The 13423-nt window shown below is 73.1% G+C and carries 14 protein-coding genes and 1 pseudogene; 8 read left to right on the forward strand and 7 right to left on the reverse strand.

What is annotated here, in order from left to right:
• Both HYE82_RS25905 and HYE82_RS25910 read right to left on the reverse strand, forming a co-directional pair.
• A pseudogene (locus HYE82_RS25905) lies at window positions 1-595 on the reverse strand (hypothetical protein); the annotation flags it as partial.
• A 12-nt stretch (window positions 596-607) separates the two neighbouring features.
• Window positions 608-967: a hypothetical protein gene (locus tag HYE82_RS25910; RefSeq protein WP_179176570.1), complete on the reverse strand. Its 360-nt coding sequence runs from the start codon at window positions 965-967 to the stop codon at window positions 608-610.
• A gap of 846 nt (window positions 968-1813) precedes the next feature.
• Here HYE82_RS25910 and HYE82_RS25915 point away from each other — a divergent pair.
• The 3 genes from HYE82_RS25915 to HYE82_RS25925 are packed head-to-tail and all read left to right on the forward strand — an operon-like array spanning window position 1814 to window position 6018.
• On the forward strand, window positions 1814-2611 hold the full coding sequence (locus HYE82_RS25915) for an ABC transporter ATP-binding protein (protein ID WP_179176571.1): 798 nt from the start codon (window positions 1814-1816) through the stop codon (window positions 2609-2611).
• Window positions 2587-4164, forward strand: a complete 1578-nt coding sequence (locus tag HYE82_RS25920) for a transporter (RefSeq protein ID WP_179176572.1) — start codon at window positions 2587-2589, stop codon at window positions 4162-4164. Before HYE82_RS25915 ends, HYE82_RS25920 begins: the two co-directional genes overlap by 25 nt.
• A 36-nt stretch (window positions 4165-4200) precedes the next feature.
• Complete coding sequence (locus tag HYE82_RS25925; protein ID WP_179176573.1) at window positions 4201-6018, forward strand: ABC transporter ATP-binding protein; 1818 nt, start codon at window positions 4201-4203, stop codon at window positions 6016-6018.
• A 294-nt stretch (window positions 6019-6312) separates the two neighbouring features.
• Here HYE82_RS25925 and HYE82_RS25930 read toward each other — a convergent pair whose 3' ends face one another.
• Together HYE82_RS25930 and HYE82_RS25935 are read right to left on the reverse strand one after the other, a co-directional pair.
• Window positions 6313-7143, reverse strand: a complete 831-nt coding sequence (locus HYE82_RS25930) for a class I SAM-dependent methyltransferase (protein ID WP_179176574.1) — start codon at window positions 7141-7143, stop codon at window positions 6313-6315.
• A gap of 19 nt (window positions 7144-7162) precedes the next feature.
• A complete protein-coding gene (locus tag HYE82_RS25935) occupies window positions 7163-7534 on the reverse strand; it encodes a cupin domain-containing protein (protein WP_309144450.1) in 372 nt (123 codons plus the stop codon).
• A 116-nt stretch (window positions 7535-7650) separates the two neighbouring features.
• On the opposite strand from HYE82_RS25935, the gene HYE82_RS25940 reads away from it, so the two are divergent.
• Complete coding sequence (locus tag HYE82_RS25940; protein ID WP_179176575.1) at window positions 7651-8292, forward strand: TetR/AcrR family transcriptional regulator; 642 nt, start codon at window positions 7651-7653, stop codon at window positions 8290-8292.
• Between the two features lie 78 nt (window positions 8293-8370).
• Here HYE82_RS25940 and HYE82_RS25945 read toward each other — a convergent pair whose 3' ends face one another.
• The gene (locus HYE82_RS25945; protein WP_179176576.1) at window positions 8371-8790 is read right to left on the reverse strand and encodes a molybdopterin-binding protein; all 420 of its coding nucleotides are present in this window, start codon (window positions 8788-8790) and stop codon (window positions 8371-8373) included.
• A gap of 204 nt (window positions 8791-8994) precedes the next feature.
• On the reverse strand, window positions 8995-9813 hold the full coding sequence (locus HYE82_RS25950; protein WP_179176577.1) for a VOC family protein: 819 nt from the start codon (window positions 9811-9813) through the stop codon (window positions 8995-8997).
• 117 nt (window positions 9814-9930) lie between these two features.
• On the opposite strand from HYE82_RS25950, the gene HYE82_RS25955 reads away from it, so the two are divergent.
• The 4 genes from HYE82_RS25955 (at window position 9931) to HYE82_RS25970 (ending at window position 12495) form a co-directional block, all read left to right on the forward strand.
• Window positions 9931-10557 (forward strand): HhH-GPD-type base excision DNA repair protein, encoded by a 627-nt coding sequence (locus tag HYE82_RS25955; protein ID WP_179176578.1) that lies wholly within the window; start codon window positions 9931-9933, stop codon window positions 10555-10557.
• Between the two features lie 99 nt (window positions 10558-10656).
• Window positions 10657-11151, forward strand: coding sequence for a cupin domain-containing protein (locus HYE82_RS25960; protein ID WP_179176579.1), 495 nt, complete (start codon window positions 10657-10659; stop codon window positions 11149-11151).
• 144 nt (window positions 11152-11295) lie between these two features.
• Window positions 11296-11592 (forward strand): type II toxin-antitoxin system VapB family antitoxin, encoded by a 297-nt coding sequence (locus HYE82_RS25965; protein WP_114058229.1) that lies wholly within the window; start codon window positions 11296-11298, stop codon window positions 11590-11592.
• Window positions 11593-11829: 237 nt separating this feature from the next.
• Complete coding sequence (locus tag HYE82_RS25970; RefSeq protein WP_256987681.1) at window positions 11830-12495, forward strand: LytR C-terminal domain-containing protein; 666 nt, start codon at window positions 11830-11832, stop codon at window positions 12493-12495.
• Between the two features lie 135 nt (window positions 12496-12630).
• On the opposite strand, the gene upp is transcribed toward HYE82_RS25970, so the two are convergent.
• Window positions 12631-13266, reverse strand: coding sequence for a uracil phosphoribosyltransferase (upp, locus tag HYE82_RS25975; protein ID WP_179176580.1), 636 nt, complete (start codon window positions 13264-13266; stop codon window positions 12631-12633).
• Window positions 13267-13423 lie beyond the last annotated feature (157 nt).

The following is a 13423-nucleotide window of genomic DNA, read 5'->3' on the forward strand; positions in this document are numbered from 1 at the left end:
GGTGGGCCGGGAGCAGCGCGGCGATGCTGTACGCGTCGGGGCCGGTGGTCACCCCCAGGTCCTCGTCGAGTCCGTCCACGACCAGGACGAGGCGCGACCCCTGTTCCCGGCAGGCGGTGGCCGCGTCGTCGAGCAGCGCGAGCAGGTGCGCGGCGCGGGTCGCCCCGGTCAGGTGCGGGGGCACGGGCCTGCCCAGCAGCGCCGCGAGCTGTTCCATGACGACGTCGATGAACGCCTCGCGGTCGCTCTGCCCGGCGAAGCGCGCGGTGACGAAGAACGAGACGACGTGCACGCCTTCCGGCGGGTGGAGCACGAACCAGGACAGCAGGGCCGACTTGCCCGCCCACGCCTTCGCCCGCCACCAGCGGTAGGCGCTCCCGCCGGGGCGGGTGCAGAACTCGTCCAGCTCGGCGAGTTCCGCCTCCCGGCCGTGGAGCCTGGCCGGTGCGATCGAGCGCACCTGGTAGAGGTAGGCCGACCGGGCCGGCCCGGGGACACCAGCCAGCAGGTTGATCTGCAGGTTCCCGCCCCCGACCTGCAGCCCGGACACCCCTCGGGCGTCGATCCGCGGAGGTCGGCCGTCGTGGCTGTCCACCGGCTGCGGCCCTCAGTGGAACGTGTTGGTCTGGGTGGAGTGGTCGCCGACCTGCACGCCTTTGGCACCGCGCGCGTCGACCTGGTACGTGCTTCCCGGGCGAACCAGCACCCAGAGGTTCTCGGCCGCCGCCAGCAGTTCCCGGTCCCGGTCGACGCCGGACGCGGTCAGCTCCTCCCGCAGCCGCGCCTCCCGGACATCCGGCTCCGCCTCTTCGTCGTCCAGCACCTCCACGCCACGTGCGGACAGCCGATGGCGCACCGCCTCGCGGAGCGCGCCGTACGCGTCCCGCACGGCGCTGCTCGCCGTGTCGGTCAGCCCCGCCGACGCCCCGGCGGCCAGCGCCGCCACCACCAGTTCCACCCCGGTCATCAGGCCCCCCTGTCGCAGTCGACGCCCAGCTTTCCACGACGTCGCCGGCCACGAAGAGGACTTGACCGAAACTCAGGTCGACGGGACGGCACGGTCGCGGAGCGTGCCAAGGGTGAGGCCGTGGCGGCGCAACGGGGGGCGCGGAGGGGCGGACGCCGAAGACCGCCTGGGTACCGACCGGGTCGGTCCACCGGTTCTGGCACACCAGCCAGGTGTTCCACGGCGCCCCGCGCCCCGCCGCCAACATTTGGTCCCCAAGCCCACGGAGCTTCCGAGCGCCGGCCCTCAGGGGCTGGGGTTCACGGACTCGTCCCTGGCGCTTCTCCGTCCGCATCCGGGCGGCTCCGGCTGTGATCGCGCGGTCGTCGACACCGGACGATGACGCGCATAACAGCAGGTCAGGCGGGCTAGCCGGGGCAGGCCGGCTCTCCACGCCATGCGGCCTGCCCCAGCGCCGAGATTTTGCCATCTCGTTACCAGATGCTTACGATCACTTTCGAACAGTCCATCGGGGGAGAGTGACTGCTTTGCACACCATGGAGCCCCGCCACCCGTCCATCGCCGTCCGAATGCCCGACCAGCATGCGGAGTCGGCCGTACTGGACGCGCGCAGCGCGGGAACCTTCGGCTGATCCGGTAGTAGGCCGGTCTCGGCCGATCCGAGGGGTCCCGGGCGCGGGCGAGGCGCCCGGGCACCGCCCGTTCTTTCGCGATGAGCAGCAGCATCTCGGTTCTCCTGCCCTTCGTTCCGACCCGTACGAAACAGGCCGCGCCGTGGCCGCCTCCGTGCCGTGGCGGGGAGCGCAGGCATGCCCCCCCCCCCCCACCCAGGCGGAAGGCTCCACCATGCACCACCCTCCCGAAGGCAGCACGGTCCCCGCGGCCGTGGAAGCGCGCGGGCTCCGCAAGGAGTTCGACGACAAGGTCGCCGTCGACGGAGTCGACCTCACCGTCCCCCGGGGCAGCTTCTACGGCCTGGTCGGCCCCAACGGCGCCGGCAAGACCACCAGCCTGTCGATGATCACCGGACTGCTCCGGCCCGACGCGGGCACGGTGCGGGTCGCCGGCCACGACGTCTGGCAGGACCCGTACGAGGCCAAGCACCGCATCGGCATCCTGCCGGACGGCCTGCGCCTGTTCGAGCGGCTGTCGGGGCGCGAACTGCTGCGCTACACCGGACGGCTGCGGGAGCTGCCGTCCGCCGACACCGAGGCGCGCGCCGAGGAACTGCTCGACGTGCTCGGCCTCACCGAGGCCGGCGACAAGCTGGTCGTCGACTACTCCACCGGCATGCGCAAGAAGATCGGCCTGGCGGCCGCACTGTTGCACAACCCGCCGGTCCTCTTCCTCGACGAACCCTTCGAGAGCGTCGACCCGGTGTCGGCCGAGACGATCCGCGAGGTGCTGCGCCAGTACACCGCGACCGGCTCGACGGTGGTCTTCTCCAGCCACGTCATGGAGCTCGTGGCCGCCCTGTGCACCCACGTCGCCGTCCTGGCCAAGGGCCGCGTGGTCGCCGACGGCACGCTCGACGAGGTGCGGGCCGGCCGCAGCCTGAACGAGCGCTTCATGGAACTGGTCGGCGCCCCGGCCGGGAAGGCGAAGGGAGGGAGCCTCGCATGGTTGGGGTCTTCGTCGGGCTGAAACTCGCCCTCCTGCGCAGCAGTCTGCGCCGCAGTACCGCCCGTGCCGTGGGCTTCGTGGCCGGCTCCGGCATCAGTGTGGCCGCGGCCTGCTATGCGGCGGTGGGCCTGGCCGCGGGCCGGGGCGAGCCGGGGGCGGCCGACCTCGCGGTGCTGGCCTTCGCCGGGCTGGCCGTCGCCTGGCTGGCGCTGCCGCTGTCCTTCGGGGCGGGCGGCGACGAGAGCTCCGATCCGACACGGCTCGCCGTGCTGCCCGTCCGGCCCCGCCGGCTGATCGCCGGCGCCACCGCCTCCGCGCTCATCGGACCGGGGCCGCTGTGCACCCTCGTCATCATCACCGGTGCGGTCGCCGGCGCCGCCGAGGGCGCGTTCGACACCCTTCCCGGCGCGGCCGTCACCGTCCTCGCCGTACCGCTCGCACTGCTGCTGTGCGTGGTCGCCTCCCGGGCCGTACTGGCCTCCTTCGCGCGGGCGCTGACCGGCCGGCGCGGGAAGGACGCCGCCGCCCTCGGCGGCCTGCTGACCGCGGTCGGCGGCTACGCCGCCTATCTGCTGCTGACCACCGCCGGCTCGGGCCTCGCCCTGCCGCCGGTCGTCGTAAGGGTCCTGCGCTGGACCCCGGCGGGCTGGCCCGCCGACGCCGTCCGGGCCGCCGCCGACGGCAGGACCGGCACCGCCCTGCTCGAACTGGCGGGAACCGCCGCCCTGATCGGGCTGCTGATGGTGTGGTGGCACGGTTCCCTGGCCCGGCTGATGACCACGACGGACTCCTCCACGGCCCAGGCCGTCGAGGTCCGGGGCGGGCGGACGGCGGGCCTGCGGGCCCGTCTGCTCACCTCCAGCCGGGCCCTGCTGGTCGCCCACCACCAGTTCAGCGCCTTCGCGCGGGCGCCGCGGCACCGGATGACGATGATCGCCGCACTGGCGTACGCGCTGCTGTTCCCGGTCGTCATGGTGCCGGTCGGCATGCGGACCCCGTACGTCGTCGTCGGTGGCGCCTGGGTCTTCGGGCTGACCGTCCCCGGTGTGCTGTTCGCCCTCGACGGCTCCGCGATCTGGACCAACGTCGCCACGCTGCGCACCGTCGCGCAGGCCCGCGCCGAACTCGTGGGGCGGCTGCTCCCCCAACTGGTGGTCATCGTGCCCTGGCTCACCGCCGTCGGCACCGGTGTCGCCCTCGCCACCGGCCGCACCGGCCGGCTCGCCGCGGCGCTCGGGGTCGCCTTCGCGCTGCTCGGAGTGACGTTCGCGATGGGCATGGTCATCAGCGTGTTCCACCCGTACCCCTACCCCGAGGACCCCTGGAGCGTGAGCGCGCCAGGCCAGAGCGGCGGCTACCACCTGGCGAACTTCTGCAGCTCCGTGCTCGGCGCGGTGGTGATCGCCCCGGTGATCGCGGCCGCGGTCGCGCTGGACGGCTCCGCGTTCTCGTGGCTGCTGCTGCCGCTGGGAACGGCGTACGGCCTTCTGGCCGTCCTGCTCACCCTGCGGACCATGGGACGGCGTCTGTTCGACAGGGCACCCGAAATCCTCACGACCCTGCGGATGTCCTGACCCACCGACCGGACGAAGGAAAGAAGGACCACGACGATGAAGGACTCGGCCATCCGCTCCCTGCTCGGGCACGCCCGGCCGCACCGCGCGGCCCTCGCCGCAGGCGCGGCACTGAGCGCGCTGGGCGGGGTCGCGGGCCTCGCCCAGCCACTGGTGGCCAAGTCGTTCGTCGAGGCGCTGGCCGTCGACGAGCCGGTCTCCCGGCAGGTGCTGCTCCTCGGCCTGCTGATCGTGGGCGGCGCACTGGCCGGTGCGTTCGGCGGGTACGCCGTCGAACGGGCCGCCGAGAGCGTGGTGCTGGGCGCCCGCAGGCGACTGATATCGCGGCTGCCCCGGCTGCGGGTCGCGGACCTGGACCGGCGCCCGCCCGGCGATCTCATCTCCCGGGTGACGGCCGACACCACCCTGCTGCGCGAGGCGGCGACCAACAACCTCGTCGACACGCTCATAGGCTCCGTCACGCTGTCGGGCATGCTCGTCCTGATGGCCTGGCTCGACATGGTCCTCTTCCTCGCCGTGCTCGGCGTCGTCCTCGCCATCGGCGTGTGCATCGCCCTGGTCATGCCCCGCATCGCCCGGGCGAGCAAGGAGGCGCAGGAGGCCCTCGGCGAGCTGGGCTCGGGGCTGGAGCGGCTGCTCGGAGCGATCCGTACGGTCAAGGCGAGCGGCGCCGAACAGCGGGAGAGCGCCGCCCTGGAGGATTCGGCGCAGGGTGCCTGGCGGGCGGGCCTACGGGCGGCCCGCTGGGGTGCGGTGGCCGGGACTTCCAGCGGCCTGGTGGTGCAGCTGGCGTTCCTGACCGTGCTCGGTCTGGGCGGGGCACGGGTCGCGAACGGATCGATGAGCGTCGCCTCGCTGATCGGCTTCCTGCTGTACCTGTTCTACCTGGTGGGGCCGATCGCGCAGCTGGCGAGCGGGATCAGCGGCCTCCAGGTGGGCACCGCCGCCATCGGGCGCATCCACGAGGTGCTGGAACTCGCCACCGAGGAGGGGGAGGAACCGACCGGGAAGCCCGGCAGCACGGCGGGAAAGCCCGGCAGCACGGGCGGGTCCGCGGACGACCGGGGCGCCGGAATCGTCTTCCGCGACGTCGTCTTCCGCTACCGCGAGGACGGCCCGCCCGTCCTGGACGGAGCCGGCTTCGAGATCAGCCCCGGCGGTCTGACCGCCGTCGTCGGGCCTTCCGGCACCGGCAAGAGCACGTTGTTCGCCCTGCTGGAGCGGTTCTACGACATCGACGGCGGCAGCATCGCCGTCGACGGGCGCGACCTGCGCGACTGGAACCCGGCCGAACTGCGCCGGACCATCGGCTACGTCGAGCAGGACGCCCCCGTGCTGGCCGGCACCCTGCGCGACAACCTGATGTTCGCCGCCCCCGGCGCGAGCCCCGCCGACCTGGACCGGGTACTGGAGCAGGTCCGGCTGACCGAGCTGGTCGACGGCCTGCCGCAGGGACTCGACACGGAGGTCGGCCACCGCGGCGCGGCCCTGTCCGGCGGCCAGCGCCAGCGCATCGCCATCGCCCGCGCGCTGCTGCGGCGACCCAGGCTGCTGCTGCTCGACGAGGCCACCTCGCAGCTCGACGCCCTCAACGAGAACGAGCTGCGCGAGGTCGTCGCGGAGATCGCGCGCACCACCACCGTCCTGGTGATCGCCCACCGCCTGTCCACGGTGACCGGCGCCCGGCGGATCCTCGTCCTGGAGGACGGCCGGGTGCGGGCTGCCGGCACCCACGCCGAACTCCTGCGGGAGGGCGGCCTGTACGCGAGGCTGGCGGCGACCCAGATGCTCGGCACCGCGCAGCCGGAGCACGCCGTGACCGGTCAGGACCCGGCGCCGGCCACCGGTTCCTGACCGGCGCCGCGCGGACGTTTCCGTCCTCGACGTGGGGCAACCGGATGCGGACGGAGTACGGGGCGCCGCGTCACTCAGCCGGACGCTGCCGGACTGCCACACCGGTGCTCATCGCGGAGAGCGGCCGGTCCAGACGGCCGGAGCAGTGCCTGTCCGCTGGCGCGCGAGGGTCGTGCCGAAGTCCGCCTCCGCGGAACGGCTCGTGGCGGCGATCCACATCGTGCACTCCGCCGGCCGGTAGCCGGTACGTCACCCGAACTCGTCGCGGACGCCCTTTGCGCAGCGCCCGGTCCGTCACCCCTGCGTACGGCCCGGGCGGCGGCCGCTCACCGTCCAGGCGCGGGCGGTGAGGGCGACGGTGCCGTCCGCGTTCCGGGGGACGGCCGCCCGGAGCTCGTCGCGCAGCCGGGCACGGGCGGCCGGGGCCAGGGCGGCCGTGTAGGCGGGGGCCGGGCCCTGTCCGGCGAGGAAGGGCTCCCACAGGTCGGCGAAGCCGGTGAACACGGTCGGCACCTCGATCGCGGCCACGGACACGTCGGCGAGCCCCGCTCCGGCCCAGGCCGCGCGGAGCGGCTCCGGACGGCAGAGCGGGAACCGCCGGCCCTCGTCCAGCGCGGCGGCGGAAGGGTCCGCCCGCCGGGCGGCATCCCAGAAACGGCGCAGAAAGGACATGCCCTCGGCGTAGTCCCACACGTACGCCGCGACGAGTCCGCCGGGCCGGACCACCCGGGCCATCTCCGCGACCGCCGCGGAGGGGTCGGGGAAGAAGTTGAGCGCCAGGCCGCTGACGGCCGCGTCGAACACGGCGTCGCGGGTCGGCAGGCACGTCGCGTCGGCCACGACGAAGTGCTCCGGCCCCGAGGGCGGCGCGGCTGCGCGGGCCGTGGCGACGAAGCCCGCGGACCGGTCGGCTCCCACCACGAGCCGGGGGTGCCGCCGGGCGGCCACCGCCGCGGACAGCGCCCCGGTGCCGCATCCCACGTCGAGCCAGCGCAGCCCGTCCGCGACGTCCGCCGACCGCTGTGCGAACTGCTCCGCCACGAGCCTGCTCCACCGGCCCATGTACCGCTCGTAGGCGGCACCTGTCGCCCACACGTCGGACCGCGGCCCGTCCGGCTCGCCCATGCGTCCTGGTCCGCCGGGCTCAGGAGGCCCAGGGCAGGGAGCGGGCGCCCTCGGCGCCGGGGACGCAGACCACGCCGTCCGTGCGCATGGCGACGTGCGCCTCGGCCGCCTGCGGGGCGTGGACCCGGCGTATCCGGTCCGGCGGGAGGACGAGGGTCTGCCCGGCCACGACCGTCTCGGTGCGGCCGCCGCAGGTGATCTCCAGGGATCCGGCGGTCACCGTCCAGACCTGTTCGCGGCTGACGGAGTGCTCGGGGCCGGTGCGGCCGGCTTCCATGGCCACGGCCCAAGTGCTGATCTCGGTGCTGCCCCGGCTGGGTGCGGCCAGGCCGGTCATACGGGCGTTCGGGGTTTCGGTGACGTTCCCCGCGGCGGGGGTGATCACGTGCACGGCGCCTCCCTCAGGACACTGAACCTCTCAGGCGATTTTTACCTCGGATGTAAATTTACTCTGAGGGCATCGCGGCTGGCAAGGGGGAATTTTGCTACGGGGGTAATATTTCGCGCATGGGTACCGAGCTGGGGCTCCGTGAGTCCAAGAAGCAGGAGACCAGGCAGCTGATCTCCGACTGCGCCACCCGGCTCTTCATCGAGCAGGGCTTCGAGCAGACGACCATCGCCGAGATCGCCGCCGCCGCGCGCGTCGCGAAGAAGACGGTCACCAACTACTTCCCGCGCAAGGAGGACCTGGCCCTCGACCACCACGAGGTGTTCACGCAGCTCCTTGCGCGGACGGTCGCCGAGCGCGCCCCCGGCGAGGCACCGCTCGTCGCCCTCGGACGGGCCTTCCGCGCCACGCTCGTCGAGCACAGCCCGGTCGCCGGGTTCACCGGCCTCGCCTTCGCCCGCATGGTCGCCGACAGCCCCACGCTCTGCGCACGCCTGCGCGAGCTGCACGACCTGCGCGAGGAGGCGCTCGCCAAGGCCCTCGCCGCCGCCACACCGCGGACGGCCCCGGCCATCGCCCCCCGAACCGCCGCGGCCCTGATAGCCGCCGCGGACCGGCTGCTGTTCCGGCGCGTCCAGGAACTCACCCTGGCCGGGCGGACCGACGACGAGATCGAGGCCGAGCTGACCCCGGAGGCGGACCACGCGTACGTCCTCCTCGTCGCCGCCCTGGGCGACCAGCCCGCGACCGCCCCGTCCTGACCCGGTTCTGACCCGGTTCTGACCCCGATCCGGACCCCGATCCGGACCCCGATCCTGGTCCCGGCCCGGCCCGGCCGGTCAGTCGAGGGCCAGGGCGACCTCCGTCGACTTGATCAGCGCGATGACCGGCGCCCCGGCGGCCAGGCCGAGCGCCTCCACGGCGTCCCTGGTGACGGCGGCGGTGAGCACGCTGTCGTTGACGACGACCGTGACCGTGGCCATGGCGGCGCCCACGGAGATGCCGGCGACGGTGCCGGCCAGCTGGTTGCGGATGCTGATGTTGTCGACGGCTTCGTTGGCCAAGGCCACCTCGGTGGCCTTCACCAGGGCCCTGACCGCCGAGCCGGCCGCCAGGCCGAGCTCCCGGGCAGCGTCGCTGGTGATGGCGGCGACGATGTCCTGACCGCCCTCCAGCCGGACCTTCACCGTGGTCATGGCCTCGCCGGCGGCGACGTCGGTGACGGTGCCGGCCAGCCGGTTGCGGATGCTCAGGCTCATGGAAGGTGTCCCCACTCGTGACTCGTGCGGGTGGTGGCATACGGATGGGGCTGCGAGTGCGGCGTACGGGTGTGGTGCGTTGCGTCGTACGGGTGTGTACGGGTGTGTCGCACGCGTACGGGTGTGTGTCGTACGGCGGCGGCCGGTCGGCCACCCGCTGCGGGTGGCCGGCCGAAACCGCGGTCCTCGGTTCCCGGCGGCCGGTCAGACGTCCGTCATCTGCGGCATCTCGCCGGACGTCGTCGACATGTCGATGACCGCGAACGCGGCGCCCTGCTGGTCCGTCAGCGCGGCGAACCGGCCGAACGGGGTGTCCATCGGGCCGAAGTGGAGCGCGCCGCCCAGCTTCTTCGCCTTCGCCACCGCCTCGTCGCAGTCCGCGACCCCGAAGTAGACCTGGATGTACGAGGGGATCTCGGGCGGGAAGTCCCCACCCATCAGCATCCGGCCGAGCACGGGCTTGTCGGGGCCGCCCGCGTTGAAGACCCGGAAGTCCATCCCGGCCGCCTCGGGGCTGTCGCCCGGTTCCATCTGCCGGGCGCCGTACGGGAAGACCTGCGGGAGGAAGGAATCGACCTTGTTTGTGTCCCGGGTGAAGACCTCCGCCCACGCGTAGGAGCCCGGCTCGCCCATCTTCTCGAAGCCCTTGTGGTCGCCGGGCTGCCAGACGCCGAAGACCGCGCCGCTCGGCTCCTGCGCGATGACCATCGTGCCGAAGCTGCCGACCTGCATCGGGCCCATCATCACCGTGCCGCCGGCCGCCTTGATCTTCTCGGCGGTGGCCGCCGCGTCGGGCGAGGCGAAGTACAGACACCACTGCGAGGGGGCGTCCGCGCCCGGCATCGGCGGGACGACGGCCGCGACCGCCTTGCCGTCCGAATAAGCCTGCGTGTAGTTGCCGTACTCGCTGGACGCCTCGCCGAAGGTCCACCCCAGCACCTCGCCGTAGAAGGTCTTCGCGCCCTCCACGTCCTTGAACATCGCGTCCACCCAGCAGGGCGCACCTTCCGAGAACTCAGCCATGATCGATCGACTCCTGTGTCGTGCTCGTTCCTGGTCGTGGCGTTTTTCCGGTTACTCACGCTAGGCGCGCGGTGCGCCAAGCGCGCGGGGAACACGGCCACGCGGGAGGCTGGGTCCATGGACATCACGATGCGGCTCGCCCAGCAGCCGGAGGCCGACGAGCTGCTCGGCCGCAGTCCCCTCGCCGCGCTGGTCGGCATGCTGCTGGACCAGCAGGTGCCGATGGAGTGGGCGTTCTCCGGCCCGTACACCATTGCCCGGCGGATGGGGGCGGACGACCTGGATGCCCACGCGATCGCGGCCTGCGACCCCGAGGCCTTCGCCGCGCTGCTCTCCGCGAAACCGGCAGTGCACCGCTATCCCGGGGCGATGGCGAAGCGGGTCCAGCAGCTGTGCGCGTACCTCGTGGAGCACTACGGCGGGGACGCGGCGGCCCTGTGGGCCGACGCCGGCACCGGCGCCGAGCTGCTGGAGCGGCTCAGGGACCTGCCGGGGTTCGGGGACCAGAAGGCCCGGATCTTCCTGGCGCTGCTGGGCAAGCAGCTCGGCGTACGCCCCCAGGGGTGGCGCGAGGCGGCCGGGAGTTACGGCGAGGCGGGCGTCTACCGGTCGGCGGCCGACATCACCGGCCCGGAGTCCCTGGCCAGGGTGCGGGCCTACAAGCAGGAGACGAAGGCCGCCGCAAAGGCGAAGCCGAAACCGGAGCCGAACCCGAAGCCGGGAAAGGCGGAGCCGAAAGGGTGAGACCGGCCGCGGGGCCCGGGCACCGAACGGAATCGACCGGGGAAAGCGCGCCCCGATTGACCCCTGCCACCGGTCAAACGGGGCCGTAGCTTCGTGGTCATGAACAGCGAAGCGACGACGGCGAAGACGGTCCTCACCCGCGCCACCACAGCCGAGACCATCACCGACGGCCCCGGCAGCACCATCACCCTGCTCACTGACACCGCAGAACTCACCTGCAACACGGCCTCCTTCGAGGCGGACGCGGCCGGCGCCCCGGTGCACTTCCACACCAAGGCGACCGAGTTCTTCCACGTCCTCTCCGGGCGGCTGGACGTCCTCGTCGGCGACGAGGTCCGGACCCTCGCCGCCGGCGACTTCCTCTCCGTTCCGCCCGGCGTGAAGCACGCTTTCGCGCCCCACCCCGGCCATACCGCCGAGGTCTTCGTCGGCTTCACCCCCGGCATGGGCCGCTTCGACTACTACCGGCTGCTCGGCCGGGTCCGCGCCGGCGAGGCCACCGTCCGGGACGTCCTGGACAGCCAGCCGGTGTACGACAACCACTATGCGGAGAGCGACGCCTGGGCCGACCGCCCGCGCAGCGCCGACGCGTAGCCCTCGTCCGCGGCCGGCCGCCGCAACTCCCGGCCTGCCGCGGTTCACCCGTACGCCGCTCGCTCCCGATATGGCCGTGGATGCCACCTTTGCGCCGCCGCCGCGAGGCTGCGCCCGCTGCCACCGGCCCGGTAGGCTTTCCGTGTGATCTTCAAGCGCATCGGAAACGGGCGGCCGTACCCCGACCACGGCAGGGAAACCACCCGGCAGTGGGCGGATGTCGCCCCGCGCCCGGTCCGGCTCGACCAGTTGGTGACGACCAAGGGGCAGCTGGACCTCGAGACGCTGCTCGCCGAGGACTCGACCTTCTACGGGGACCTCTTCGCGCACGTCGTGAAGTGGCAGGGCGACCTGTACCTGGAGGACGGCCTGCACCGCGCCGTGCGCGCGGCCCTGCAGCAGCGCCAGGTGCTGCACGCGCGCGTGCTCGAAATGGACTGACGCCTCCGGCCACCCCCGTCGCCGCACACCGGCCCGCCCGCAACCGGGGCGGCACGCCGCCCTGTCCGCGCGCCCCGCGCGCCCCCGCGCGGCTCCACGCGGCCCCCCACGACCCCGCACGGCCCGGACACTCCCACCCCGGGCCTCTTTTGCGCGAATTGCGCCTTTCGGGTCGGTCTTGCCCTATCAACAGATCATTTGGTGGGCATCCACCCCGGCCGGTATTACGCTGCGCCCATGAGCATGCTCACTCCCCCCGGCATGGGCGGAAAGTACCGCGTCACGGGGACGGCCTACCCCCGTCTGAGCCGGCCTCGGCGCCGCCGCAGGATCGTCTTCACCCTGCTCGGCGCAGTCCTCGGCCTCGCCGTGCTGGCCTACGGATCGCTGCAGCTCATCCACGTGTTCCGCGGCGACGGCGACGGCCGGGGCAAGCGCGGCACCGCCGCGGAGAACTGCCCGAGCGCCAAGCCCAAGCCGGGCGCGGTCCCGGCCGGCGCGCCCTCCGCCGGCGCGGCTCCGGCAGTCGTGCTCCCGAAGCCCGGCGACATCACGGTCAACGTGTACAACGCCACGCAGCGCGCCGGACTCGCCAAGGCAGTCGGCGACGAGCTGAAGAAGCGCGGCTTCACCGTCGGCCAGGTCGGCAACGCCCCCGCCGACTTCGACAAGAAGGTCCCCGGGACCGGGATACTGCTCGGCTCCGCGAAGACGGACAAGGCGGTCTACTCCGTCCTGGGCACCCAGATCGACGGCGACACCCTGCAGAACGACGCCCGCGAGGGCGGCGACGTCGATCTGATCCTCGGCGACGCCTTCACCCAGCTCAGCCCTCAGGAAGCCGCGGACAAGGAACTGGCCCTGCTGGCCAACCCCCAGCCCGCGCCCGCCGCCACCTGCTGACGCCGACCGGGACGCACCTGCCGACGCCGACCGGGACGCCCCTGCCGACGCCGACCGGGGCGCGGAGCCGCCCTCGCGCCCCACGCCCCGGTTCCCGCGGCGCCCGGACCGCCGTCCCGCCCTGCTGCGGTGCGGCTACTCCGCCGAGCCGTACATGCGGTCGCCCGCGTCGCCCAGCCCCGGCACGATGTAGCCGTGCTCGTTGAGCCGCTCGTCCACGGCGGCCGTCACCACCGTCACCGGCGTGCCCGCGAGTTCGCGCTCCATGACCTCGACGCCCTCCGGCGCGGCCAGCAGCACCACGGCCGTGACGTCGTCGGCGCCGCGCTTGATCAGCTCCTGGATCGCCGCGACCAGGGTGCCGCCCGTGGCCAGCATCGGGTCGACCACGTAGACCTGGCGCCCGGAGAGGTCCTCCGGCATGCGCGTCGCGTACGTGGAGGCCTCCAGGGTCTCCTCGTTGCGGACCATGCCCAGGAAGCCCACCTCGGCGGTCGGCAGCAGCCGCACCATGCCGTCCAGCATGCCCAGGCCGGCGCGCAGGATCGGCACGACCAGCGGGCGCGGGTGCGACAGCTTCACACCGGTGGTCGCGGCGACCGGGGTCTCGATGTCCGACTGCTCGGTGCGCACGTCCCGGGTGGCCTCGTACGCGAGGAGCGTCACCAGCTCGTCGGCGAGACGGCGGAAGGTGGGGGAGTCGGTGCGCTTGTCGCGCAGAGTGGTCAGCTTGTGCGCCACCAACGGGTGATCGACGACCTGCAAACGCACTGCATCCTCCAAGGCTCAAGAGTCGGGTTTCGACCTGCGACCTGCAAAAAACGGCCGCAACGTTTTGCGCGACCCACACCCGAAAGGCTACGCGGTGCACGCACCCCCGTGCGCCCGAACGGCCCGCCGCGCCCCGCAGCCCTTCCGGTGGTTCCCC

It is taken from the genome of Streptomyces sp. BR123, from assembly GCF_013401435.1.
Lineage (GTDB): Bacteria > Actinomycetota > Actinomycetes > Streptomycetales > Streptomycetaceae > Streptomyces.